This window comes from Paenibacillus sp. FSL H7-0940 (assembly GCF_037979415.1).
Taxonomy (GTDB): domain Bacteria; phylum Bacillota; class Bacilli; order Paenibacillales; family Paenibacillaceae; genus Paenibacillus; species Paenibacillus amylolyticus.
Map to the genome: position 1 here is coordinate 6,436,523 of NZ_CP150280.1, position 24,527 is coordinate 6,461,049.

The following is a 24,527-nucleotide window of genomic DNA, read 5'->3' on the forward strand; positions in this document are numbered from 1 at the left end:
GGACATAGCACAAGTAGCGCATACATCGAGATTGGGGGAGCGAGAGTGAATAACAAATTAAAAGTAGCAATCGTCGGTTCCACCGGCTACGGCGGGGTGGAGCTGATTCGTTTTTTCCAGAACCATCCGCTGGTTGAAATCACATCGGTGATCTCATCATCGAGCAGTGGTGAGTCCATCGCAGATGGATTTCCGCATTTGACGGGCGTGATTCACAGGCCACTCGACGGTGTAGATCCGGCTGAAATTGCGAGTCGTGCGGATCTGGTATTCACAGCGACCCCGTCCGGCGTAAGTGCTAAGCTCGTACCAAGCCTGCTGGCAGCAGGACTTAAGGTGATTGACCTGTCTGGCGATTTCAGACTTAAGGATGGAACAGTGTACGAAGAGTGGTACAAACATCCGGCGCCTCCAGCTGATTTGCTGGAACAAGCGGTATACGGCATGGCTGAGGTGTATGGCGAAGAAGTGAAGGGGCAGAATTTTATATCCAACCCAGGTTGTTATCCAACGGCTACACTTCTTGGACTGATCCCTGCAGTAGAGGCAGGCTGGATTGATCCTTCAACTATTATTATTGATGCCAAATCGGGCGTATCCGGTGCAGGACGTGGAACCCATCTGTCGTACCATTATGCAGAGATGAACGAGAATCTCAAAGCCTATAAACTGAATAAACATCAACATATTCCCGAGATCGAACAAGTGCTTGGCAATATAACGGGAACGCCTGTTACAGTTACCTTCACAACACATCTGGTGCCAATGACACGTGGAATTATGAGTACGATGTATGCAAACCTCGTTGGGGAACACAGCGACCGGGAGATCGTGGATTTGTACCGCAAATATTATGAGAACCGACCTTTCGTACGTGTACGTGAACCGGGCATCTGGCCTTCTACCAAAGAAGTGTACGGATCCAACTATTGTGATATCGGATTTGCGGTGGATCCTCGCACAGGGCGTTTAACGATTATTTCGGTCATCGACAACCTGGTGAAGGGTGCTTCCGGGCAAGCGATTCAAAATATGAACCTGATGATGGGATGGGAGGAGAACCTCGGGCTGAACATGACACCGGTATATCCATAAGAGATGGAATTCAAGAAGAGCATTGGAACAATGGACGTAAGAGTGCATTCTTGGAGTTAACTTAGGGAGATCGGATCAGGGTTAAGCAGGCGGATCATCGGCATATAGCTGAACGCATACGGGGGATATGATATGGGAACGAATGTGGAGCAACAGAAATTTACCGTGGTTGAGAACGGAACAATTGTAACCCCTGGGGGATTCACTGCTGGTGGACTTCACTGCGGATTGAAAAAGACATCTCGCAATGACATCGGAGCGATCCGCTGTGATGTACCGGCTACAGCTGCTGCTGTATACACAACGAATGTGTTTCAGGCCGCACCACTCAAAGTAACGCGCGAAAGCTTGAGCAACGGACGCCTTCAGGCTGTTATCGTTAACAGCGGCAACGCCAATGCATGTACAGGGCAACAAGGTGAAGAAGATGCTTATGCGATGCGTTCGGCGGCTGCGCGTGAGTTGGGTGTGGCAGAAGAGGACGTGGCTGTGGCATCCACAGGTGTCATTGGTGAATTGCTCAAGATGGATGCTGTACATTCAGGCGTCACCGGACTTCCAGCGCATATGGGCAAGGAGTCGAATGAGGCGGAGCAATTTTCACAAGCGATTCTGACAACGGATTTGGTGAAAAAGGAAGCTTGCGTCTCCGTTATAGTTAACGGCAAGACGGTTACGATTGCGGGAGCCGCCAAAGGCTCGGGTATGATTCATCCGAATATGGCGACAATGCTCGCTTTCATGACCTCTGACGCGGTCATTGGTGCAGAAGCGTTGCAGCGCCTGCTGCGCCAGGCAACCAATCATACATTTAACATGATTACCGTTGATGGGGATACAAGTACAAACGACATGCTGGTAGCTATGTCCAGTGGTTATGCAGGCAATGAAGAGCTGACGATGGAGCACCCGGATTGGGACGCTTTTGCAGCTGGATTTACCTATGTATGCCAAGTGCTGGCCAAAGCCATTGCTCGTGATGGTGAAGGAGCAACCAAACTGGTTGAGGTAGAAGTTACAGGTGCGGTAAGTGATGAATCCGCGCAAGCAATCGCGAAAACTGTCATCGGTTCGAGTCTTGTGAAATCAGCCATGTTTGGCGCTGACGCCAATTGGGGACGGATTATTGCAGCCGTAGGGCGTGCAGGACAGCCGGTGAACCCGGATACCGTAGATATCCGTTTGGGAGATATTTCGGTACTTGCGCAGTCCCGCCCAGTCGTGTTTGACGAAGAAGCGGCATTGGCCTATTTGCAGACTGATACAGTTCGCATCGTGGTGGATTTGCACCACGGCGAAGGAACAGCAACAGCCTGGGGCTGTGACCTGACGTATGACTACGTCCGAATTAACGCAGCATACCGCACGTAATAAACCTTTGGGGTAAAGGTTTTGCGAAACAGCTGTCTTCTATTGTGAAGCTGTTTCGTGAGATGTTTCAAAATTATCAATAAAATTTAAACTTGTTGTTTGGTGTTGGACATATAGCGATAGTAATGGAGAAGACGGAATTGATTCTGCAGAAGCGGAGCGGTCGCCTTTGTCTCCGGGTGTTCCCCTATATAGGGATAATTCAAGAAACCTGGAGACAACAGCGATTGAAAGAACAATCCGAATTCGGAATGGACTCCTACCAGCCTTCGTCACCTTATAAAAGTGTTATATTTTTTTGAATATAATTTTTACTATGATAGGAGCTTGCCCTCATGAATTCAACAATGCCAAACGAGAGTACCGCAACGGAAGCGAGCACAGAGAAACAGATGTTTGTCATGAAATGTGGAGGCAGCACGCTGGCAGCATTGCCCGAGTCTTTCTTTGCGGATCTGCGTGATTTGCAGTCTCAGGGCACGCAGCCGGTAATCGTGCATGGTGGAGGTCCTGCGATCTCAGATAACCTGGCGAAGCTTGGTATCGAAACCGAATTCGTTAATGGCCTGCGCAAAACGACTGAACCTGTGCTGGACGTAGTGGAGATGGTGCTTGCGGGCAGTATCAACAAACAGATCGTGCGCCTGATTCAGCGTGTGGGCGGTCGTGCACTAGGCTTGTCCGGCGTGGACGGGGGTCTCATTCAGGCGAAGCCCGTATCGAACCACGCAGAGATCGGTTGGGTAGGCGATGTCACTGGTGTGAACGCAGAGATTATTCAAGGTATCGTGAACATGGGATACATGCCGGTTATCGCACCGGTTGGCGTAGATGCAACTGGACAACGCTACAACATTAACGCAGATACAGCTGCGGGTGCAGTGGCATCTCATCTCGGCGTAAGCCGGATGATTGTCGTGACAGACGTTCCTGGCATCATGAAGAACGTAGGCGGCGAGAAAAAAGTACTGCCATCCGTATCTGTACAAGAGATTGAGGACATGATCCAGACCGGAGAAATCTATGGCGGAATGATTCCCAAAGTGCGTGCAGCAATCGCATGTATCCATGGCCAAGTACGTGAGGTCGTCATCGTAGACGGAAGCGAACCCCAGATCCTGAGCCGAGTGCTCGGCGGAGAAATCATCGGAACTAGAATCATCCGTATGCAATAAAATTGCTCGATACGCTAGGGTCTTAATAGTCTTATTTAAATAGAAAAATATGTGCACGGCTTTTTTATATAAGAAATCTAATATTACACTCACATATCGTAGGGTGCAGAACCAATCTGAAGAATAAAAATGCATAACGGAGAGGACAGAAATAACCTGAAGAAGCGGAGCTAAAAGCTTTCTGAAAGAAAGCTACTTCGTAAGCATCATCTCGCCTTTATCACAGGATTTTCCCCATTGAAGGGAATAAAAAAAATCCAGGGATAACAGCGATCGGAAGGTTGTTCTGTCATCGAAGTGGAGTATGCATACGTTCGGAAGATGGTTCCGCAATCGGAGTGATCTAGTGTAAATAAGAGCTCTTATATAATTGCCGTTGCACCAACCAATAAGGAGTGATATGGTCATGGCAAAAGGCAACGAACTGCCAGGTTCTGGCACAGCGGTAGCTGGCGCAACAGCAACAGGTGCAGCGGCACAGACGGAAAGCTCGCTTTTCCAAACGTATGCACGTTATCCAATCAGTCTGGTCAAAGGTAAAGGCAGCTGGTTGTGGGATGACCAGGGCAACCGCTATCTCGATTTCATGTGCGGACTCGCTGTAACTAGCCTGGGCCATGCACCGGAGAAAGTTGGAGCCAAGCTGAAAGCTCAGATTGATGAGTTGTGGCATGTGTCCAACCTGTTCCAGATTCCAGGCCAGGAGAAAGCAGCAGCATTGCTGACAGCCAATACGTGCGCTGATGCAGTGTTCTTCTGCAACAGTGGTGCCGAAGCGAATGAAGCAGCTATCAAAGTTGCACGTCGTTATCACCAAAAGGTGAAAGGCACAGATCGCTATAAAGTGATCACCTTTGCCCAGTCCTTCCATGGACGGACACTCGCAACGCTGACAGCAACCGGACAGGATAAGGTGAAAGAAGGATTTTTACCATTGCCAGCCGGATTTGTAACTGTACCTTTGCATGATATCCCTGCTCTTGAAGCGGTAATTGGACCCAACACAGCAGCTATTATGCTGGAAATGGTTCAGGCCGAGGGTGGTGTATATCCGGTTGAACCGGAATTCGTCAAACATGTACGGAAATTGTGTGACGAGAATGGATTGTTGCTCATTGTTGATGAAGTACAGACAGGAATGGGACGTACGGGTAAACTGTTTGCACACGAACATTATGGCATTGAGCCAGACGTGTTCACCGTTGCCAAAGGTATCGGCAGTGGTTTCCCTGTAGGCGCAATGCTGGGTAAAGGTTTCCTGCGGGATGCGTTCACGCCAGGTAGCCATGCGACAACATTTGGCGGAACACCACTTGCTTCATCCGTTGTGATAGCAACAATCGAAACAATGCTGGAAGATCGCTTGCCAGAGCGCGCAGCGGAGATGGGCGAATACCTCATGAGCTCCCTGCGGAATCGTTTGGCGGGTAATTCCTTTGTAAAAGAGGTTCGTGGCTTGGGATTGTTGGTCGGCATAGAATGTGCTGAGCCGGTAGGTGATATTGTACTTGCTGGGCAAAAACGCGGGATTTTGTTTGTCTCTGCAGGACCGAATGTGATCCGTTTGCTTCCGAACCTGTATGTGAGCAAAGAAGAGATCGACGAGGCGGTATCCTTGGTAGCCACATTGATCGAAGAGCACGTAGCGGCGAAAGCCTAACATAAAAATGAGAACCTTTCTGTCTCGGGGCCATTACCGGCCTCGAAGCAGAACGAGATGATGAATCCCTGTAGCCGCGCGGTGAACTTGCAGAAGGCGGAAAAGAATAAACTTGAGAAGCACCAAGACAAAGTGTCAATGTTGCTCTCTCTTCTGCCCATGCGGGTGCAGGGAACCGGAAATAAGGAGGACATTATACATGACAGCACAACAGACGGAAAAGATTCAGAAAATTGATCTGAGAGGCCGGGATTTTATCGAATTCACGGACTACACAGCCGAGGAAATTCGTTATCTGCTTGATCTCGCAATTGAGATTAAAGGCAAACAAAAAAGCGGTGTACCTTTTCAACCGTTGAAAGGCAAAACGATCGGACTTATTTTTGAAAAATCATCCACACGTACGCGTGTATCTTTTGAAGTGGGTATGTTCCAATTGGGCGGACACGCGCTCTTCCTGAGCAAAAATGATATCCAGCTGGGTCGCGGGGAAACAACACATGATACAGCCAAAGTATTGTCCCGTTACCTGGACGGCATCATGATCCGTACCTTTGGACACCATAATGTAACTGAACTGGCAGAGCATGCGGATGTTCCGGTCATTAACGGCCTGAGCGATGCAGCGCATCCTTGTCAGGTACTGGCAGACTTCCAAACGGTGCTGGAGCACAAAGGCAAGCTGGCAGGTCTGAAAATGGCTTACATCGGAGATGGCAACAACATGGCTCACTCCCTGATGCTCGGAGCAGCGAAGATGGGAATGCATGTTGCTGTCGCAACGCCAGAAGGTTATGAGCCGGATAGTGCAGTTGTGGAGCAGGCGCGCATTATCGCACAGGAGAGCGGTTCTGAAGTGACTGTAACGTACAGTGCACAAGAAGCAGCCAAAGATGCAGATATCGTGTATACGGATGTATGGGCGAGCATGGGCTTTGAGGAAGAGCAGAAGATTCGTGAGCAGGCATTTGCCGCATATCAAGTGGACGAGGAACTGATGAAAGGTGCGAAGCCGGACTACATGTTCTTGCACTGTCTGCCAGCACACCGCGGCGAAGAAGTGAGTGCCGGTGTAATTGACGGACCGAACTCCCTGATCTTTGATCAGGCGGAGAATCGCTTGCATGCACAGAAAGCATTAATGGCTGCATTAATGAGCGAATAGATGCTATTTGCCTTTATGGGTTGATTTTAGGCGCAGATTTCGCGATGATAGATTCATCTATAATGTACTTTAAAAAGTTAATTAAATAAGAAGCATACACAAACACGGAGAGACAGAAAAAGCCTGAAGAAGCGAAGCGTGCACCTGAAAGCTTTCTGAAAGAAAGCTGCATCCGAAGCATAGGCTATCCCCGGATTTTACCCTTTGTCATAAAGGGATGAAAAAAATCTGGGGATAACAGTGATCGGAAGGATTTTCTGGCTCGTAGGATTCAGTGTATGAAGGCTCTGTTTAACTTAACTGATCTTGGGGAGGACCATTGAACATGGCTAAGGAAAAAATTGTACTCGCGTATTCAGGCGGGTTGGACACATCTGTAATTTTGAAATGGTTGAAAGAAACGTATGATGCTGAGATTATTGCATTCACAGCGGATATTGGACAAAAGGATGAATTGGATGGTTTGGAGGAAAAAGCACTGGCAACAGGCGCTTCCAAAGTATACATCGACGATCTGCGCGATGAATTCGCAAAAGATTTCATCTATCCGATGTTCCAGGCGGGTGCCCTCTATGAAGGACAATACCTGCTTGGTACAAGTATCGCTCGTCCACTGATCGCTAAACGTATGGTGGACATCGCTCGTGCAGAAGGGGCTACAGCCATCGCTCACGGCGCTACAGGTAAAGGAAATGACCAAGTTCGCTTTGAGCTGAACGCGGCTGCACTGACACCAGACATTAACGTAATTGCACCTTGGCGTCTGGAAGAATTCCGTAACCAATTCCCGGGACGTGCCGAGATGATCGCATACGCTGAGAAACATGGCATTCCGGTAACCGCTTCTGCGGCTAAACCATACTCCACAGACCGTAACTTGCTGCATATCAGCTATGAGAGCGGTGTGCTCGAAGATCCTTGGTTCGATCCAAGCGCGGACGAGAACAAAGACATGTTCCTGCTGAGCAGTGCACCTGAAGATGCACCAGATCAAGCGGAATATGTTGAACTGGAATTCGAACAAGGTGACTGTGTTGCACTGAACGGTGAGCGCTTGAGCCCACTGCAAGTGATGGAGCAACTGAACGAGCTGGGTGGCAAACATGGTATTGGCCGTGTAGATATGGTTGAGAACCGTTTTGTTGGTATGAAGAGCCGTGGCGTATACGAAACACCAGGTGGAACAATCTTGTTCACCGCACATCGCAAAATGGAGTCCATCACGATGGACCGTGAAGTGATGAACCTGCGTGATAGCTTGATCACACGTTACAGCACACTCGTTTACAACGGCTTCTGGTTCGCACCGGAACGTCTGGCGCTGCAAGCACTGGTGACTGAAAGTCAGAAGAACGTTACAGGTACAGTTCGTGTGAAACTCTACAAAGGCAACATCATCGGCGCAGGTGTTAAAAGTCCTGTCAGTCTCTACAATCCGGACATCGCAACGATGGAAGCTGATCCAACGCAAGCCTACGATCAAGGTGATGCAACAGGCTTTATCCGCCTGAATGCACTGCGTTTGAAAGTAAACTCCGGCGTGGAGCAAAACAAAAACTAATTTCAACCTGCATCTATAGAGCTATATCAATATAAATGACAAGGCAGGCCGTTCTTGCACATCTGGCAGGAGCGGCTTTGTCCATGAGCGAAAGGGGAGTACTCACCGTGAGCAAGCTGTGGGGAGGACGTTTTACAAAACAAACCAATCATTTGGTTGAGGAATATACGGCATCGATCAATTTTGACAAGGCTTTGGCAGAGGAAGATATTCAAGGAAGTCTGGCTCATGTAACGATGCTGGGCAAATGCGGCATTCTGCCAGCGGAAGATGTAGAGACCATCAAAGAAGGATTGATCACCGTTCTGCACAAAATCCGTGCGGGCGAAGTGGAATTCTCCGTATCGGATGAAGACATCCACATGAATATTGAGAAAAACCTGATCGAGACGATTGGTCCTGTAGGCGGTAAATTACATACAGGCCGTAGCCGGAACGATCAAGTTGCAACGGATATGCACTTGTACCTGCGTGAGCGCGTCGTTGGATTTGTAGGCATGCTGCATTCCTTGCAGGAAGCACTGATTGGACAAGCGAAAGATAACCTCGATACCATCGTACCGGGTTATACGCATCTTCAACGGGCACAGCCGATTCTGTTCGCTCATCACCTGATGGCGTATGTATCCATGTTCCAACGGGATGCGGAGCGTCTGATGGACAGCTACAAACGCATTAACATCCTGCCACTGGGCGCAGGTGCGCTCGCGGGCACAACATTCCCGATTGACCGTCATTTTGTCGCGGAACAACTGGGCTTTGATGGGGTTTACGAGAACAGTCTGGACGCAGTAAGCGACCGTGACTTTATCGTTGAGTTTCTGGCGGCAGCTTCGCTGATCATGACTCACTTGTCCCGTCTGAGTGAAGAGTTGGTGCTGTGGAGCAGCACAGAGTTTGGGTTCGTTGAACTGGACGACGCATTCTGCACAGGCAGCAGCATCATGCCTCAGAAGAAAAACCCGGACGTTCCTGAACTCGTTCGTGGTAAAACAGGACGTGTGTACGGCAACCTGATCGGTTTGCTGACAGTATTGAAATCTCTTCCACTGGCATACAACAAAGACATGCAGGAAGACAAAGAAGGTATGTTCGACACGGTAGCGACGCTGGAGGGTGCACTGCAACTGTTTGCTCCAATGATCGCGACAATGACAGTAAACAAGGATCGGATGCGTCAAGCGGTCAACCAGGATTTCTCCAATGCTACGGATATTGCTGACTTCCTCGTGGGCGAAGGCTTGCCTTTCCGTCAGGCGCATGAAGTGATTGGTAAAACGGTGCTGTACTGCATCCAGAACAACAAGTATTTGCTGGATCTGACGATTGATGAATTCCGTCAGTTCTCACCACTGTTTGATGACCGGATCTTTGATGTACTGCAACCGGAAGCGGTAGTGAACGCTCGTAATGTTTACGGCGGGACAGCTTCGGGTCAAGTTGCTGAAGCGATTGGACGCAGTGAGAAGGTACTGGAGATCACCGAGCAATGGATTACGAACCGCGGTTAATACCACCGCCACTATAAGGTACCCTTACAGATACAACAGTACAACAAAGAAGCAGGTCAGAGAACTTTGTTCTCAACGGCCTGCTTCTTTGTGTTTTACAGCGATGTGCTCTAGATATATTGAACTCAACCGCGAACGGAAGTTAGGTTGTTCTACTATCGGAGTACCAGTTTAGTTACTCGCGGTAGCTCCATTGCAATTCTCCACTAATCGCGCTTTTGTAAAGGCAACCATTTCAATACATCCTGAATCTTGGCATCCCAGTAGCCCCACTCATGTTCACCAGGCCCTTCCTCGTATGTCAGTTCGAAGTTCGTTTGTTCACAGGCTTGACGGAAGGTTTGATTATCCTCATACAGGAAATCTTCCGTTCCGCAGCATTGGTAGAGCAAAGGTCGAGGACTTTCACTAGATTGGCTTTCTTTTAACAGATGAATCAGATCGTTCTCAGTGCCTGCCACCTGTGGTCCGAAAATCCGTTGTAACTCCGTCTGTTGCAAAGCAGAGGATGCGTTTCTATCCATATGTGCAGACATATCGAGTGCTCCAGACAAACTGGCAGCAGCCGCATATTGATCTGGTTTACGAAGGGCCAGCTTGAACGCCCCATAGCCACCCATGGATAATCCGGCAACGAAGTTGTCCTCCCGTTGATCTGACAGCGGGAAGAAAGAACGAGCAAGTGCCGGCAGTTCTTCACTGATAAAGCTCCAGTAACGTCCGCCTTCTACCATATCTGTATAGAAGCTGCGATGTACCTGTGGCATAACAACGGCGATCCCGAGGTTGGCCACATAACGTTCGATGGAAGTCCGACGCAGCCAGATGGAATCATCATCAGACAGACCGTGCAGCAGGTACAGGGTTGGGTGCAGTCCTTTGCCAGTCACATTCTCCATACCGATCTGATTGTGGGTTTGTTGCGGCAGAATGACATGCATGCTGGTGCTAAGCCCGAGCGTATCCGAGTAAAAATCACATTTAATAAGTGCCATGAGTATAAGAAACCCCTTTCATAAGTTCGTTAACCACGTGTTCTGACATGAGACGATGGGATGGAAATCGGATGCCTGAGCCTCCAAAGTGTTTATATGTAACAGGTTATACGCATTACGCTTCCATTGCAATAACAAGATCTACAGTAGAAAACAAAGAATTTCACACCAGTGGTTAAAGTGGAAATCTGTAATCTGATCATCGATTTTTCAATCTGGTTTACAACGTAACAATGTTATGTTACACTCACTTCAATAAAAAGGGGGACCATATATGACGGATGATTTGATCTCCAAGAAAGAATTGTTGGACCTGACAGGAATCTCATACGGCCAGTTATACCGTTGGAAGCGGAAAAATCTCATTCCGGAAGAATGGTTCATTCGGAAGTCGTCCTACACCGGACAAGAGACTTTTTTTCCCAAACAACAGATTTTACTGCGCATTGACAAGATTCTCAATATGAAAGACGGATTATCGCTGGATGAGCTGGCAGACGTGTTCTCACCTACGTTGGGTGAAGTAGAGATGTCTGCACAGCAACTATTAGATCGAAACATTGTTTCACAAATCTCGCTGGATCTGTTAAAAGAAGCAGGTCGAGAACAACCGCTGTATGCTTTGGAGCAGATTATGATGCTCTACGTCCTTGATAAGCTGTTAATGAGCGGAGATATTACTCGGCAAGAGGGTGCGTTGCTGATCGAAGTGATGTCCGAACATTATTATCGTTTTACAGGCAAACCCAGCGAACTCGTGCTTATTCGTAAGATGGGTGTTCCTTCATTCATGCTGGTAACAGCAGGAACGGAGTTTTATTTTGACAATGGTGTGAAAGTGGTTCTTAGGCAGCCGATGGGAACATTTATGGAAGAATTAAAACTCAAATTGGGATAAGGAGAGGATCATCTATGGAAGAGCGGAATAAGCGGAATGATCTGAATGTGGCGGGCATAAGTCAAACGGCAGGCGGGAATTTTCACCGTGTATCTATTGATGGCATGGCTAAGGTGAACGGCAACCTGGACTGCACCTCTATGGAAGTGAATGGAACATTGAAGATGCACGGCGCTTTGACCTCCGAGAGTGCAGCGATTAACGGCATGTGCACGTTGAATGGACCTCTGACCAGTTCTCGTGTTCGGGTGGATGGCATGACGACGATTAACGGAGATCTCCATAGCCCTGAACTTGAAGTGAACGGAAAGTGTACCGTACGTGGAAGAGTGGATGGGGAACGAATTGATATTGGCGGTGTGATCGATATTGAAGGGGATGTCCAATGTGAGTCCCTGAATGTACGGGGCAATATTAAGATCAGCGGTTTACTGAATGCGGGAACAGTGGAGATCAGGCTGCATACATCATCTTCGGCTAAAGAGATTGGCGGAGAGCGTATCGATATTCGTCGCAAGGAACAACAGAATGGCTTTTGGAAAAGTATTGGTCTGGGCGGGACTCCTTCATTTAAGACTTCCTTAATTGAGGGTGATGAGATTGTGCTGGAAGATACCGAAGCTGACATTGTTCGGGGGAGTAACATTTTTATCGGTCGCGGCTGTAACATCAGACTGGTTGAGTATTCAGGTGAACTTGAGGTAGATCAGGATGCCAAGGTGGGCAGCAGTCAGCGAATTTAAAGTTTGGATATGGAGAGAAAGGGATGGGATCGACATGAATAACAATCCTGGGCGTTCATTGGACAAAAAAATGGATATCAGCATCGTTGGTGATGGCAGTTCTTCTGGTGGCGTGTACGGCAAGATCAAGGTTGTAGGGGACGCGTCCTTTAACGACAATCTATCTTGTGAACGATTCAAATGTACGGGTACATCGGTCATATACGGATCGCTTGAATCCACAGATATTAAAATTACCGGAACCCTGACTCTAACAGAGCGAGAGACCAGCAACGATGGTGAGGATGGAATCCAGGCATCTGGCCTGCATGCCAAAGCTGAGCATATAAAAGTGGTCGGTGAACTTCATCTGTCAGGGGATTGTCAGGCGGAAAATATCAAGCTGAACGGGCGTTTGACGATAGCGGGGATGCTAAGCGCTGAACACATGACACTCAAAATCATGGGTCCATCCGAGGTCAAGGAAATGGGTGGTTCCATCATCTCGGTGAAGAGTGGCCGGTTGAATGACTTGTTTACGGGGAATAAATCAATTCTCAAGGCACAGATTATCGAAGGTGATGACATTGAATTAGAGAATACGGAGGCCGAGATTGTCCGTGGCGATAAAATAAAAATCGGTCCTGGCTGCCGGATTGGTACAGTGGAATATCGTTCATCTCTGCAAATTCATCCGCAATCGGAAGTTTTGCTGCAAAGCAATCGGTCCTTGGACTGATTAACGCAGACTTCTTTTCGGATATACTAATGCAGTCATATGAATAGAGCGTGAATGGAGAGATTGAGTACAATGGCTGCACGTAAAAACAGTATTGGATTGGTGCTGGCAGGGTTACTGCTCAGCATACTAATGGCTTCGATGGATAATACCATCGTGGCAACAGCTATGGGGGACATTGTCGGGAAGCTGGGTGGGCTCGACAAGTTCGTCTGGGTTACCTCCGCGTACATGGTGGCTGAGATGGCAGGGATGCCGATCTTCGGTAAGTTATCCGATATGTATGGACGGAAGAAGTTTTTTGTATTTGGTATTATTGTGTTTATGCTTGGCTCAGCGCTGTGCGGAACGGCAACGTCTATTGTGGAATTGACGATGTACAGAGCGATTCAAGGTATTGGCGCGGGGGCCCTGGTACCGATAGCCTTTACGATCATGTTTGATGTCGTTGCGCCAGAATCTCGTGGTAAATTGGGTGGATTGTTTGGAGCCGTCTTTGGCCTCTCCAGCGTATTCGGACCTCTGCTCGGTGCTTACATTACCCAGTATGCGACATGGGAATGGGTATTCTATATCAACCTGCCGCTAGGCTTGATTGCATTTGTGTTTATTGCGTTCTTCTATAAAGAATCCCATCAGCATCAATCCCAACAGATCGACTGGCTGGGTGCTGTAACGCTGATCGGTGCTGTTGTGTGCCTGATCTTTGGTCTGGAACTTGGCGGCAAAACATTTGCCTGGGGTTCATGGCAGATTCTTGGCTTGTTTGCCGGATTTGTAGCATTAGCGCTGCTCTTCCTTTTTGCAGAAACCAAAGCCAAAGAACCAATCATCTCTTTCAGCATGTTCCGCAACCGGGTCTACTGGTCCAGTAACGTTATTGGTATGTTCAGTGGTGCGGCGTTCATTACAGCATCCGTGTACATTCCGATCTTCATACAGGGGGTACTCGGTGGTAAAGCGACCAACTCCGGTCTTGTGCTGCTGCCCATGATGCTTGGGTCCGTTGTGACGGCGTCCTTGGGCGGGGTGTTGATGACCAAAATCAAGTATCGTAATATCATGATTCCTACGTTGGCTTTACTTGTCATAGGACTTGGATTGTTGACTACGTTGGATGAGAACTCATCCCTTTGGACGATACGTATCTACATGGTGATGGTTGGTCTGGGTGTCGGTGCTTCGTTCTCCGTACTTAGCAATGCAGCCATGAATGCGTTTGAACCGCAAAGACGCGGTGCGGCAAGCTCCACACTTAACTTTTTGCGGTCCCTCGGTATGACGATGGGCATTACGATCTTTGGTATCGTACAGAGCCAGGTATTTACGCGTAAAATGAACGATGCTCTCGCTGGTTCAGCTGCTGAAGCAGGCGGTGCTTCAGCGGGTGGCGTGCCGCAGGGAGTGGATCTGACCGATCCACATGCGTTGCTCTCACCAGAACTCAGACAGGAGATTCCGCCTCAGGTGCTGGATACCATCACACATGCCCTGTCCTCTTCCATCGTGCAGTTATTTGCCTGGGCTGTCATTCCGGCTGCACTCGCGTTGGTCGCTTCCTTCTTCATGGGAAGAGAGAAGATGGTTGTAGGCGAAGAGCAAGGCGAATACACCGGTGGTCACTAAACCGTAATGCAGTAAACTAACTATAAGTTAAGGTAGTACAGCTGATCGTAGCTTGGTAAAACTCGAATAACATATCTTAAACCATAAAAAGACACACTTCTTGCGTATCCTTAAAAGGGGCGGGAAGTGTGTCTTTTTGTTTTCGTAGGATCAGTTTATCCTAGAATGCATGAATTACGGATTGAACTCTTTTGGCTGCTTCAGAAAAGGAGCCTAAGGTTGCTTCGTATCGCTAATCCCGTCCTCGACCACAGAAGGCCCTTGCGGGTCAGGCAGGCTACTATGACCGGATCGGGCAATTAGACGATTCTGAGCTTTGTACGTGTCCCGTGTAATCGTTTTGGATTCGACCACTTTTCCGTCCAGCCTCTTGGTTCTTACCGTCTCCACAATATATCCAGGCTGTCCGTCTTGCAGCACCTGCTGTGCACCATCAGGCAGTACCGTACTGGACACATACTTTACCGGAACACTTAATGTTTCAATGGTGCGAGATTCAAGTGCATAGCTGACATTCTCCGGGAAGGTGCCGAAAAATTTCACCATCAATTGATGGTTCTTCACCTCTGCATGAATGAGTAAGGATTTTCCTGTATTGTTCTTGAAGCGAAAGTTGATGGCTCCCGAGGCAAAGGTGGCATCCAGTCCTTTGGGTAAATATTTGACCGGCAGGGAATGGTTGCGACGCTCAATAATATCAAGACCCGTCAATAGCGCTGCGTTATACACCGTACTGGATACCTGACAGATTCCCCCGCCAATTCCGGGGGTTAGTCTGCCATTAACAATGACCGGGGCCTCACGAAACCCATACTCCTTTTCAGCTTGACGGACGACCTTCTCATAATCGAATGTGGCATCTGGTGGCAAAATCATGCCGTTAATCGCTTCCGCTGCTGCGCTGACATTATGTATCCGGCCTTCACTACTATTGCCTAGACCCGTGGAGAACTGGATGATCTTTCGGTCAATGCCTTCCTGGCGCAACGAATCAAGAGTTACTTCAGGTTTCAGCGTATACAGTGGTACCTGGATCAGCAATGGGGCGGGTTTTTCATCCGGGTTCAGTACACTGAAATCTCGGTGCAACTTGGTCTGAATGAGACTTGTGAGTGTATCCCAATCAATGCGGCGGACGCCCTTTTCCGGGATATACTGGACTTTGTCACTTGTGGTAATGCGGCGAACAGCGTCCGCAGGTGTACCAAAGGTTTCTTTTTCCCAGGCAGGGCTGAGATGTTCTTGGAGTGGTCTTGAGTTGTAGGTCATATCGAGAGAGAACTCTTTCGGAAAATGATAACGTGCATAAGCGCGTTCCCACAGGTTACCTTCCTCCAGCTGTTGTATCGCGGATTTCAAGCTGTTAACGTTGTAGCTCACCCCCACCTGAGCTGCGCTATACGACATCGTCTGGGGGTTGGGTTCAGTCACTTCAAAGGTGACAGGCCAGTCCTCCAGCTTTTGGATCTGCTCATCCAATTCATGCAATACGTTCTTGCGATTCTTCCCCTCCACCAGCATGCCGCCAACATGAACGTTTTTGGGCAGGGCAGGTTGATTCACGTACATATACAGCAATCCATAAGACGCGGAGCCGATCAAGAGGATGGAGAATAGAACAATGACCGTCAAATGTATTTTTTTCATAACCGTACGCTCCTTTATACTTCAGTTGTTCCCGACTTTGTAACACTTTCTATATATATGATCCAATGCAGGAAAACTTTCGGGTACTCAATAGGTAACAAATTTGTTACAATAAACTTCATATGAATCCATGCTTCACCATTGAAACAGGAACGAAGTGGATTTTTCCCTGATGAAATTCAGGTCTTTTTAAAGGAAATGCCGGGATTGTGTCGAAATTATAATGGCTAACTATGCGAGCAGGAAGTGATGATGTGATAGAAATGCAGGACGTGTGGAAGACCTACGCCAATGGGACCCACGCATTACAAGGGGTGTCGGTGAAGATCGACCGCAATGAATTTGTCTATATCGTCGGTCCGTCCGGCGCAGGTAAATCAACATTTATGAAATTGATGTACAGAGAAGAAGTTCCGACCAAAGGACAAATATCCATTAACGGATTTAATATTGGTAAGTTGAAGCCAAGAAAGATTCCTTATGTGCGTCGTAACATCGGCGTTGTGTTCCAGGATTTTCGTCTGCTGCCACGGATGACAGCATTTGAGAATGTGGCATTTGCCATGGAAGTTATTGAAGCACCGAAGCGTCATATCAAGAAACGAGTGATGGAAGTGCTCGACTTGGTGGGACTGCGGAGCAAGGCAAATCGCGAACCTTCACAGCTCTCGGGTGGAGAACAGCAGCGTATTGCCATTGCACGGGCTATCGTCAATAACCCATCGGTTATTATCGCGGATGAGCCTACAGGTAACCTCGATCCGGAGACGTCGTGGGGCATTATGCAACTATTGGATGAGATTAATTTCCGGGGAACAACCATTGTTATGGCAACCCACAACAAAGATATCGTGAATACGATGCGTAAGCGGGTAATTGCGATTGAACGTGGACAGATTGTACGGGATCAGATGAGAGGGGAATACGGTTATGAATTTTAGTACTCTCTTGCGCCATCTGCGGGAGGGATTCAAAAACGTATTCCGCAACGGCTGGATGTCTGTGGCCTCCATCATGTCCATCATTGTGTCGTTATTGATTCTTGGTGTGTTTATGCTACTGGTCCTCAATGTGAACTCCATGGCGAATCAGGTTGATAGCCAGGTGGAGATCAGCACGTTCCTCGAACTGAATGTGGACGAGAACCTGCGTAACACACTGGAGCAAGAAATCAGCGCGATGCCTGAAGTAAGTGAGATTCGTTTTGTTTCCAAGGAAGAAGGACTCAAGGAGTTCCGTGAGCGTCTTGGAGAGAGCGCAGATAACGTGCTTAGCGGTTTCGATGTGGACAACAACCCACTGCCGGAGACCATTGAAGTTGAGGTCATTGAACCGGAAACCGTCACTTTTGTGGCGCAAAAAATCGAAGCTTTGAACGAAAAACACCCGGAGAAGCCGATCATGAAAGTGAACTACGGCAAGGAAACGGTGGAAGTGTTGTTCAAATTTACGAAGCTTGTTCGTAACATCGGATTTATTTTTGTCGGGGGACTGGGTCTCATGTCCATGTTCCTGATCTCGAATACGATTCGCGTAACGATTCTGGCACGTCGCCGGGAGATCGGAATTATGAAGCTGGTTGGTGCAACCAATACCTTTATTCGCTGGCCTTTCTTTATTGAAGGTGCACTCATTGGATTTATTGGCTCTGTCATTACGGTTGGTGTGCTGTTTGTTGGGTACAGCCAGTTGATGAAGACGATTGGTCAGGATGTTTTCATGCAGATGCTTAACTTAATCCCGCTCGGCGAAATCTGGGGGCTGTTTGGAACACTGTTGATCGGACTTGGTGTGCTGGTAGGTATTTTGGGAAGTACGCTGTCCATTCGGAAATCACTCAACGTTTAATTTTGTTTTCAACGATCGAATTGCAGAATATGTCGAAAAGAATGGTAAAGCAGGTTCATTAATGGACGCTGTTTGACGATATGTAGGAAAGACGGAGTCTTTTAAGATTGAAGAAAGCAAAGAACATGCTGTTCACCACCTGTGCAGGTTGCTTTCTTGTGAAATCATAGGATGGGGGATCATCATTTTGAAAAAAACCGCTTCGCTGCTGGCCTTTACGTTATTGGCCAGTTTGACGCTTCAACCTTCTGACGGATATGCCAAGAGTAGCATCAGCGATATTGACCAACAGATTCAGCAACTGGAGAGCAAGGCGGCTTCTGCCAAGCAGGAGCAAAAAAAAGCGGCTTCCAACAAAAAGGAAGCACAGCATTACAAGAACAAAACCAACGCTTATCTGAAGGTTGTCATGGAACAGATCAATGTCGTTAGTGATGAACTGGCGAGTGTATCCTTGCAGATCGAGAACACGGAGGAAGATCTTCGTACAACAAAAAAAGATCTGCAAGCGGCAGAAGAACGCATTGTTGCAAGGGAGAAACTTTTGGAGTCACGCGTGCGTCTGATGTATACGGACGGTGCTGTATCCTATCTGGATGTATTGTTGTCCTCTACTAGCTTCACTGACTTCCTGACCCGTGCGGATTCACTCAAAACGATTGTGGATCAGGATCAGCATCTGCTGGATGAACATAAAGCGGACAAGCAACTGGTTGTGGACAAAAAGGCAGAATTGGATGTGCAATATGCGGAAGCCAAGAGTCTGTATGCACAGAAGAAACAGCGCAAGTCCCAATTGAATGAAAAAGAAGCGGAAAAGCAAGTGCTTCTCGCTTCATATGATGCTAAAATTGAAGAGTCAGAAGAGCTGACACAAGAGCAGGAAGATGTATTAATGCAGATTGCCAGCAAACGTTCGGCACTTCTTCAAGAGAAAAATAAATTGCGTGAACAGCAGGCAGCTGCCGCAGCCAAAGCAAAAGCCGCAGCAGCGGCTCGGGCGAAAGCTGCAGCCAAGGCGCCTACTAGAGTGAGTTCGGATAGTAGCAGTGAGGTCACGTACTCATCCGGTAATGGTATCTTCTCAAGACCGGTATCTGGAGGACGTATTTCTTCTGGATTCGGCCCCCGTACCCATCCAATTACGGGTGTAGTGGGTAAAATGCATGCCGGTGTCGATTTTGCTGTTCCTCAGGGAACTTCGGTTCACGCTGCTTCTGGCGGAATCGTGATCATGGCTGAATGGTATAGCGGTTATGGTTATACGGTTATAGTGGACCACGGCGGTGGACTATGGACGTTATATGGTCACTTGCGCGAAGGTGGATTCAAAGTCAGCAAGGGAGACACAGTGAGCAAGGGGGATACCATTGCGGAGTCAGGAAATACAGGGAACTCTACTGGACCTCACTTGCACTTTGAAGTGAGAGACAACGGTACTGCTGTAAATCCGATGAACTATTTGTAATTATTGCTCCATCGTTCGAATGGAAAAAACATATTCCGTACAAGCTAGACATATACTAAGCTGGCATGTTCAGGGAATGGATTCTGGCAACAATGGAATCGGACACGCTTCAAAACTAAAGGCGGTGACAAACGGATGATGAAGAAAAGATCGGCGCTACTGCTTGTCATTGTGGGTCTCCTGGGTGGTAGTTTGCTAACCCTGGTACTAATGACTTACCCGGGAATAGCAAACCAAACCACAGCGGGCGAAGGTTTGCTGGCTAGTGTAACCGGCAATACACAGCAGAAGAACGATTTGAAAAAGATTGAAACTGCGATGGATTTGATCTCAAGCAACTATTATAAAGACGTGGATCAGACCAAATTGATTGACGGTGCGATCAACGGCATGATGGAATCGCTTGGTGATCCGTACTCCAACTATATGGGGCAGGAAACGGCTGCTCAGTTTGAAGAGTCGATCGAAGGTTCATTTACCGGTATTGGCGCAGAGGTATCCTCCCAGGATGGAAACGTTGTTGTTGTTTCCCCAATCAAAGGATCTCCTGCCGAGAAAGCGGGTATTCGTGCAAAAGACATGATTATGTCGGTCAACGGCGAATCCCTGCAAGGTTTGGAACTGAACAAGGCTGTTAACAAAATCAGAGGTCCCAAGGGCAGTGAAGCGAAGGTACAGGTCAAACGTGCCGGATCTTCCGAGCTGATTGAATTTGTCATTGTACGGGATGACATTGATCTGGAGACCGTATATGCTCACATGGAGGATGGCGGAATTGGCGTTATTGCCATTACTCAATTCTCTTTGAATACAGGCGATCGCTTTAAGGAAGAGTTGGCGAAGCTTGAGAAGCAGAACATGAAAGGTCTGGTCATCGACGTACGGAATGACCCAGGCGGTGTATTGCAAGTCGTTATTGATATTGCTGAACAGTTTGTTCCTAAAGGCAAGGTTATTGTGCAAGTTGAAGACAAGAACGGCAAAAAGGAACAAAGCAAGTCCAATGGTTCAGCTAAAGCTTACCCAGTCACAGTCCTGATGAACAAAGGCAGTGCGAGTGCGTCGGAGATTTTGGCCGGTGCATTACAACAGTCAGCAGGTGCCAAGTTGATTGGAGAAAATTCCTTTGGTAAAGGAACCGTACAGACGAGTTATGACAAGCAGATGGGTGATGGCAGCTTGCTGAAGATCACTATTGCCAAGTGGCTCACTCCGAACGGAGACTGGATTCATGAAAAAGGAATCAAACCGGATATTGCGGTAGACCAGCCGGATTATTTCTCGGTGGCACCGATTAACAAAGAGAAGTTACCACTGAAATATGACAGTAATAGCACGGATGTGAAAAGTGCGCAGACGATGCTGAGAGGACTCGATTTCAAACCGGATCGTGTGGATGGATACTACGACCAGAAGACGGAAGAAGCGGTCAAGGCATTCCAGAAGCAAAAGGGCATTCAGGCTACAGGCCAGATTGATGAGAAAACCGCTGAATCACTGGAAGCGGCTCTGATTGAACGTATTGCCAATCCTCAATATGATGCACAGCTGAAACGCGCGATCGAAAATGTCTCAAAGGATATTTCGTCCGCTGTGTCGAAGCCATAAAGAAGGCTGATTTTCAGCCTTCTTTTTTTCTGAACCGGCTGAAAGAGAGGGGTGACCGACCACAATGGAATGGGTATGGCCGTGGTTAACTACATTAGGGGAAGCTTTGTTGCAGTTGTTTATTCAGCCGTTTTATTATATTGCGGTGATCCTGATTGCGCTGATCTATCATCGTCAGTTACTGCAGGAGCGTAAATTGTTTCATGTCCGTTTGCAAAGCTCGATAACACAGACGATTCGTGCGGTGCTTGGAGGTATACTCATCGGTACCATTGTCTCGATCGTGTCCTTATTCCTCGGTGCACATCTTACACTGGGAAGCCTCACATGCATATGGGCTGCAACATTAATTCTATCCTTGTTCCGTATCCGGTATCTGTGCTTTGCTTATGCGGCCGGGTTACTGGGTGTGTTACAATTTGGTTTGAATGTGGCTTCAGGCTGGCAACCAACGGGTTGGATGGGCACTATCACAGAAACGCTACGTACCCTGGATATGCCTGCACTGCTTGTCCTGGCGGCCCTTCTACATATGGGTGAAGCCTTGTTGGTACGCATGCAGGGGGTATCGATGGCATCACCACTTCTCTTCGAGGGAAAACGCGGGAAACTGGTTGGGGGATATCAACTGCAGCAGTTCTGGGCTATTCCTCTACTGATTCTTGTTCCAGTCACAGGAGGTGGCGCGGAGCTGGCATGGAATCCACTGATGAATGCAGGTCATAGTTACATGCTGGTTGCGTTGCCGATTATGCTCGGATTTGGTGAGATAACGCAGAGTATGCTTCCGGGACAAAAGGTACAGATCTCATCCAAGCGGTTGATGATATACGGGGCAACTTTGCTTGTGTTCAGTTTGCTTGCTGCATGGTGGTCTCCACTCATAGTGGTTGCTGCGCTGATCGCATTTATTGGACATGAATTTCTGGTATGGTACAGCGCGTTTGAAGAGCAAAACCGCAGTCCGGTATTTGTCCATCCGCAGCATGGCCTGAAGGTATTGGCTGTTATTCCGGAGAGTCCTGCTGCAGATTTGGGGATTGAAGCAGGAGAGACATTGTACAAGGTGAATGGTAAGTTGGTTCATTCACCGGAAGAGTTGCATCGTGCTCTGCGGATGAACCCGGCTTTTTGCAAACTTGAGGTTCGCAATCACCAGGGTGAAAGCAAGTTCATGCAACGAGCGATCTATGAAGGGGAGCATCATCAGCTTGGGGTCATTATGGCACCGGACAATCACGAGGTCTGGGCGATTCGGTTACGTCCACTGACGTTGTTCCATATCATCAACCTCAAATTGTTTGCCCGTCTGAAAAAACCACAAAGGGACGAAGCTCCCTTGGCGTTACCGCCAGCCCCGGTGGCCAGTGATAAAGGGTCCGTGGAGATGTAACTAGAATACGTAATGAAGTATGTTTGCATAAATCAAGCCATGAAAAAGGTATTTCCGAGCGCCGTCACAGGCAAGGGAAATACCTTTTTTGTTATTGTTTTAACATAAAGATGGCGATTTGGGTTCGATCACGCAAGCTCAGCTTGCCGAGAATATCCGTGACATAGTTTTTGACCGTGCCTTCACTGAGGAATAATTTGGCGGCAATTTCCTTATTGGATAAACCCTCCGATATGGCCTCGGCAACCGCCAGCTCCATACGTGTCAGTCCATAGGCTTCGATTGGATTCTGTGTCAGGGGAATTGCAGCGGGACGAAGAAGACCTGCCAATTTGCGGGCAATATCCGGATGAATTAACATATCACCGTTATGTACGGTCTTGATGCCTTGAATGATCCGCTCGGGTGGAACATTTTTTAGCAAATAACCGCTTGCTCCATTCTGTAATGCCTGAATAATATACTCATCGTCGTCAAACGTAGTCAGCATGAGCACCTGAATTTCAGGAAAACGTGCCTTGATGCGTTTGGTACCATCAACTCCGTCACATTCCGGCATCCGAATATCCATTAAAACCACGTCCGCAGGCGTTCCTGCTTCAAGCAATTCCAACGCTTCCTGCCCGTTTGAGGCTGTGCCTGTAACACTAATGCCGGAGCCGAGTCCAAGTAGCACTTTCAGGCTTTCGCGAATGAAATAGTCATCGTCGGCGAGAATCAGCCGGATAAGCGGAGGGTGGGCTGAATCATTCTTGTTGTTTACATCATTCCGTTCGGACATGAGAACATTCACTTCCTTTTTTCAGAGTATATTCAATTGGTTCGTTAATGGAATGCGTGTAATCACTGTATACGGATAAGCCGATTGAATCTCCAGGACTCCTCCCACCATTTGTGTGCGCAGAAGCATCCCTTCCTGTCCTATGCCATTTCGCTTGGAAGAATGAGGATTGATTTTGCCATCATTACTTACACTCATACACACTTCCTGATCCCCGAATACCAACTCCAATGTGATCGAAGAAGCATTTCCATGTCGCAGGGCATTGGTCAGGGCTTCTTTGGCATTTTTGAACAAAACGATTTGTATGCTGGGATACAGCACATGGGATGAGCCATGAACTTTATAATTTGTCTTCACGCCGGTATCTCTACCCACTTCCTCTAGGAGACGATCCAGGGCGTAGGCTTCGGATGCATAGGAATTAGGTTGCAGTTTGTGTAGTGTGCTGCGCATATCATCCATACTATCGGCCAATTGATCGCGAATCTGTCTCACCATTTCCGTTCCTTGTTCCATACTCAGGGGGAGGGTCAGCAGGGCGGCTTCCGACATCATTTTAGTGCGAATCAGTCGATGACCGATATCGTCATGAAGCTGTCTGGAGATACGGGTACGTTCCTCTGCCTGAGCCACTCCTTCAAGTTGCTTTGTAAATAACAGCAGCTGCGCACGAGTTTCTTGTAGCTCGTAATGTTTGCTGCGAAGTTCGTCATAGACTTGTTCCAGTTGTCCACGGCTGCTCGCCGTTCTTGATCCCTGCCAAGACAGAGCTGCTGTGATGAGCAGAAGCAGGTTGCCAAGAACCATCGAAGTTGTCTCTGCGGAGAGTAATGTAGTGGCGGTTGTATTTAGTGTGGTTAACCCTCGCTGCGATGCCTCTGGGACAGAATAATGCCAATGCAAAGCGACATTGTTAGCGACAAGCTGAATTGCAAACATCAACCATCTGCGACTTCCCTCCAGTCTGTATATATACACGTAGAGCACGGATAGAGAGAGGAAAAACATAAATGGTCCATATGAAGCAATCAGCCAGCAGTTCCAGAGCATTTCGGTCAGAAGCAACAGCCATTGCTGTGTACTTGAACGGTTAAAATCTTTCCACACGGAGAGTCCAAGCGCGATGATGATATATAGGGTGTAGACGGCTTCGTTTTCCAAGGGCAGCACCAACATGTACAGCACTGCTGGAACGATAATTAATCCGTATTGCAGAAACCGCATTGGCATATGTAAATGACATCCTTTATATAAAAAGTGG

20 protein-coding genes are annotated in these 24,527 nt (G+C 48.0%); 16 read left to right on the forward strand and 4 right to left on the reverse strand.

Annotation, left to right across the window (positions count from 1 at the left end; all coding sequences use genetic code 11):
- Positions 1-45 precede the first annotated feature (45 nt).
- From argC to argH, 7 genes are all read left to right on the forward strand, one after another.
- A complete protein-coding gene (gene argC, locus MHB71_RS28275; protein ID WP_036612448.1) occupies positions 46-1,095 on the forward strand; it encodes an N-acetyl-gamma-glutamyl-phosphate reductase in 1,050 nt (349 codons plus the stop codon).
- 132 nt (positions 1,096-1,227) lie between these two features.
- On the forward strand, positions 1,228-2,466 hold the full coding sequence (gene argJ, locus MHB71_RS28280) for a bifunctional glutamate N-acetyltransferase/amino-acid acetyltransferase ArgJ (RefSeq protein WP_340028265.1): 1,239 nt from the start codon (positions 1,228-1,230) through the stop codon (positions 2,464-2,466).
- 335 nt (positions 2,467-2,801) lie between these two features.
- Positions 2,802-3,641 (forward strand): acetylglutamate kinase, encoded by an 840-nt coding sequence (argB, locus tag MHB71_RS28285; protein ID WP_127551507.1) that lies wholly within the window; start codon positions 2,802-2,804, stop codon positions 3,639-3,641.
- Between the two features lie 406 nt (positions 3,642-4,047).
- Positions 4,048-5,301, forward strand: coding sequence for an aspartate aminotransferase family protein (locus MHB71_RS28290; protein WP_340028266.1), 1,254 nt, complete (start codon positions 4,048-4,050; stop codon positions 5,299-5,301).
- A gap of 199 nt (positions 5,302-5,500) precedes the next feature.
- Positions 5,501-6,466, forward strand: coding sequence for an ornithine carbamoyltransferase (gene argF, locus MHB71_RS28295; RefSeq protein ID WP_047840650.1), 966 nt, complete (start codon positions 5,501-5,503; stop codon positions 6,464-6,466).
- Positions 6,467-6,791: 325 nt separating this feature from the next.
- A complete protein-coding gene (locus MHB71_RS28300) occupies positions 6,792-8,027 on the forward strand; it encodes an argininosuccinate synthase (RefSeq protein WP_017692004.1) in 1,236 nt (411 codons plus the stop codon).
- Between the two features lie 107 nt (positions 8,028-8,134).
- Positions 8,135-9,538, forward strand: coding sequence for an argininosuccinate lyase (gene argH / locus MHB71_RS28305; protein ID WP_340030237.1), 1,404 nt, complete (start codon positions 8,135-8,137; stop codon positions 9,536-9,538).
- A gap of 206 nt (positions 9,539-9,744) precedes the next feature.
- Here argH and MHB71_RS28310 read toward each other — a convergent pair whose 3' ends face one another.
- Complete coding sequence (locus MHB71_RS28310) at positions 9,745-10,533, reverse strand: alpha/beta hydrolase family protein (RefSeq protein ID WP_076254082.1); 789 nt, start codon at positions 10,531-10,533, stop codon at positions 9,745-9,747.
- 274 nt (positions 10,534-10,807) lie between these two features.
- Between MHB71_RS28310 and MHB71_RS28315 the strand changes: the two genes are divergently transcribed.
- From MHB71_RS28315 to MHB71_RS28330, 4 genes are all read left to right on the forward strand, one after another.
- Positions 10,808-11,431, forward strand: a complete 624-nt coding sequence (locus MHB71_RS28315) for a YhbD family protein (RefSeq protein WP_340028267.1) — start codon at positions 10,808-10,810, stop codon at positions 11,429-11,431.
- A 14-nt stretch (positions 11,432-11,445) separates the two neighbouring features.
- Positions 11,446-12,174, forward strand: a complete 729-nt coding sequence (locus MHB71_RS28320; RefSeq protein ID WP_340028268.1) for a polymer-forming cytoskeletal protein — start codon at positions 11,446-11,448, stop codon at positions 12,172-12,174.
- 34 nt (positions 12,175-12,208) lie between these two features.
- Positions 12,209-12,892 (forward strand): hypothetical protein, encoded by a 684-nt coding sequence (locus MHB71_RS28325; RefSeq protein ID WP_100528447.1) that lies wholly within the window; start codon positions 12,209-12,211, stop codon positions 12,890-12,892.
- A 72-nt stretch (positions 12,893-12,964) separates the two neighbouring features.
- Positions 12,965-14,518 (forward strand): MDR family MFS transporter, encoded by a 1,554-nt coding sequence (locus MHB71_RS28330; protein ID WP_340028269.1) that lies wholly within the window; start codon positions 12,965-12,967, stop codon positions 14,516-14,518.
- 213 nt (positions 14,519-14,731) lie between these two features.
- Here the strand turns inward: MHB71_RS28330 and MHB71_RS28335 are convergent, their stop codons facing one another.
- A complete protein-coding gene (locus tag MHB71_RS28335; protein WP_340028270.1) occupies positions 14,732-16,165 on the reverse strand; it encodes a VanW family protein in 1,434 nt (477 codons plus the stop codon).
- A 254-nt stretch (positions 16,166-16,419) separates the two neighbouring features.
- Here MHB71_RS28335 and ftsE point away from each other — a divergent pair, with 254 nt between their 5' ends.
- The 5 genes from ftsE (at position 16,420) to MHB71_RS28360 (ending at position 22,482) form a co-directional block, all read left to right on the forward strand.
- The gene (gene ftsE, locus MHB71_RS28340) at positions 16,420-17,106 is read left to right on the forward strand and encodes a cell division ATP-binding protein FtsE (protein WP_024631580.1); all 687 of its coding nucleotides are present in this window, start codon (positions 16,420-16,422) and stop codon (positions 17,104-17,106) included.
- Positions 17,096-18,013, forward strand: coding sequence for a permease-like cell division protein FtsX (ftsX, locus tag MHB71_RS28345; RefSeq protein ID WP_036612410.1), 918 nt, complete (start codon positions 17,096-17,098; stop codon positions 18,011-18,013). Before ftsE ends, ftsX begins: the two co-directional genes overlap by 11 nt.
- 187 nt (positions 18,014-18,200) lie before the next feature.
- Positions 18,201-19,481 (forward strand): M23 family metallopeptidase, encoded by a 1,281-nt coding sequence (locus MHB71_RS28350; RefSeq protein ID WP_036612408.1) that lies wholly within the window; start codon positions 18,201-18,203, stop codon positions 19,479-19,481.
- A 135-nt stretch (positions 19,482-19,616) separates the two neighbouring features.
- Entirely contained in the window at positions 19,617-21,089 is a 1,473-nt protein-coding gene (locus tag MHB71_RS28355) for a S41 family peptidase (RefSeq protein ID WP_074096593.1), read from the forward strand.
- A gap of 64 nt (positions 21,090-21,153) precedes the next feature.
- Positions 21,154-22,482 carry a PDZ domain-containing protein gene (locus tag MHB71_RS28360; protein ID WP_340028271.1) on the forward strand — a complete coding sequence of 443 codons (1,329 nt, stop codon included), beginning with the start codon at positions 21,154-21,156 and terminating at the stop codon, positions 22,480-22,482.
- A 91-nt stretch (positions 22,483-22,573) separates the two neighbouring features.
- Here MHB71_RS28360 and MHB71_RS28365 read toward each other — a convergent pair whose 3' ends face one another.
- Together MHB71_RS28365 and MHB71_RS28370 are read right to left on the reverse strand one after the other, a co-directional pair.
- Positions 22,574-23,263, reverse strand: a complete 690-nt coding sequence (locus MHB71_RS28365) for a response regulator transcription factor (protein ID WP_340028272.1) — start codon at positions 23,261-23,263, stop codon at positions 22,574-22,576.
- A gap of 21 nt (positions 23,264-23,284) precedes the next feature.
- Complete coding sequence (locus MHB71_RS28370) at positions 23,285-24,496, reverse strand: histidine kinase (protein WP_340028273.1); 1,212 nt, start codon at positions 24,494-24,496, stop codon at positions 23,285-23,287.
- Positions 24,497-24,527 lie beyond the last annotated feature (31 nt).

What these genes read in the sequence shown, in the direction of transcription:
- MHB71_RS28290 (WP_340028266.1), top strand. Translation starts at nt 4,048, where the DNA reads ATGGCAAAAGGCAACGAACTGCCAGGTTCTGGCACAGCGGTAGCTGGC.
- MHB71_RS28360 (WP_340028271.1), top strand. Translation starts at nt 21,154, where the DNA reads ATGGAATGGGTATGGCCGTGGTTAACTACATTAGGGGAAGCTTTGTTG.
- argF (WP_047840650.1), top strand. Translation starts at nt 5,501, where the DNA reads ATGACAGCACAACAGACGGAAAAGATTCAGAAAATTGATCTGAGAGGC.
- MHB71_RS28320 (WP_340028268.1), top strand. Translation starts at nt 11,446, where the DNA reads ATGGAAGAGCGGAATAAGCGGAATGATCTGAATGTGGCGGGCATAAGT.
- MHB71_RS28335 (WP_340028270.1), bottom strand. Translation starts at nt 16,165, where the DNA reads ATGAAAAAAATACATTTGACGGTCATTGTTCTATTCTCCATCCTCTTG.
- MHB71_RS28370 (WP_340028273.1), bottom strand. Translation starts at nt 24,496, where the DNA reads ATGCCAATGCGGTTTCTGCAATACGGATTAATTATCGTTCCAGCAGTG.
- MHB71_RS28300 (WP_017692004.1), top strand. Translation starts at nt 6,792, where the DNA reads ATGGCTAAGGAAAAAATTGTACTCGCGTATTCAGGCGGGTTGGACACA.
- argJ (WP_340028265.1), top strand. Translation starts at nt 1,228, where the DNA reads ATGGGAACGAATGTGGAGCAACAGAAATTTACCGTGGTTGAGAACGGA.
- MHB71_RS28315 (WP_340028267.1), top strand. Translation starts at nt 10,808, where the DNA reads ATGACGGATGATTTGATCTCCAAGAAAGAATTGTTGGACCTGACAGGA.
- MHB71_RS28330 (WP_340028269.1), top strand. Translation starts at nt 12,965, where the DNA reads ATGGCTGCACGTAAAAACAGTATTGGATTGGTGCTGGCAGGGTTACTG.
- MHB71_RS28355 (WP_074096593.1), top strand. Translation starts at nt 19,617, where the DNA reads ATGATGAAGAAAAGATCGGCGCTACTGCTTGTCATTGTGGGTCTCCTG.
- MHB71_RS28310 (WP_076254082.1), bottom strand. Translation starts at nt 10,533, where the DNA reads ATGGCACTTATTAAATGTGATTTTTACTCGGATACGCTCGGGCTTAGC.
- MHB71_RS28365 (WP_340028272.1), bottom strand. Translation starts at nt 23,263, where the DNA reads ATGTCCGAACGGAATGATGTAAACAACAAGAATGATTCAGCCCACCCT.
- argB (WP_127551507.1), top strand. Translation starts at nt 2,802, where the DNA reads ATGAATTCAACAATGCCAAACGAGAGTACCGCAACGGAAGCGAGCACA.
- ftsX (WP_036612410.1), top strand. Translation starts at nt 17,096, where the DNA reads ATGAATTTTAGTACTCTCTTGCGCCATCTGCGGGAGGGATTCAAAAAC.
- MHB71_RS28325 (WP_100528447.1), top strand. Translation starts at nt 12,209, where the DNA reads ATGAATAACAATCCTGGGCGTTCATTGGACAAAAAAATGGATATCAGC.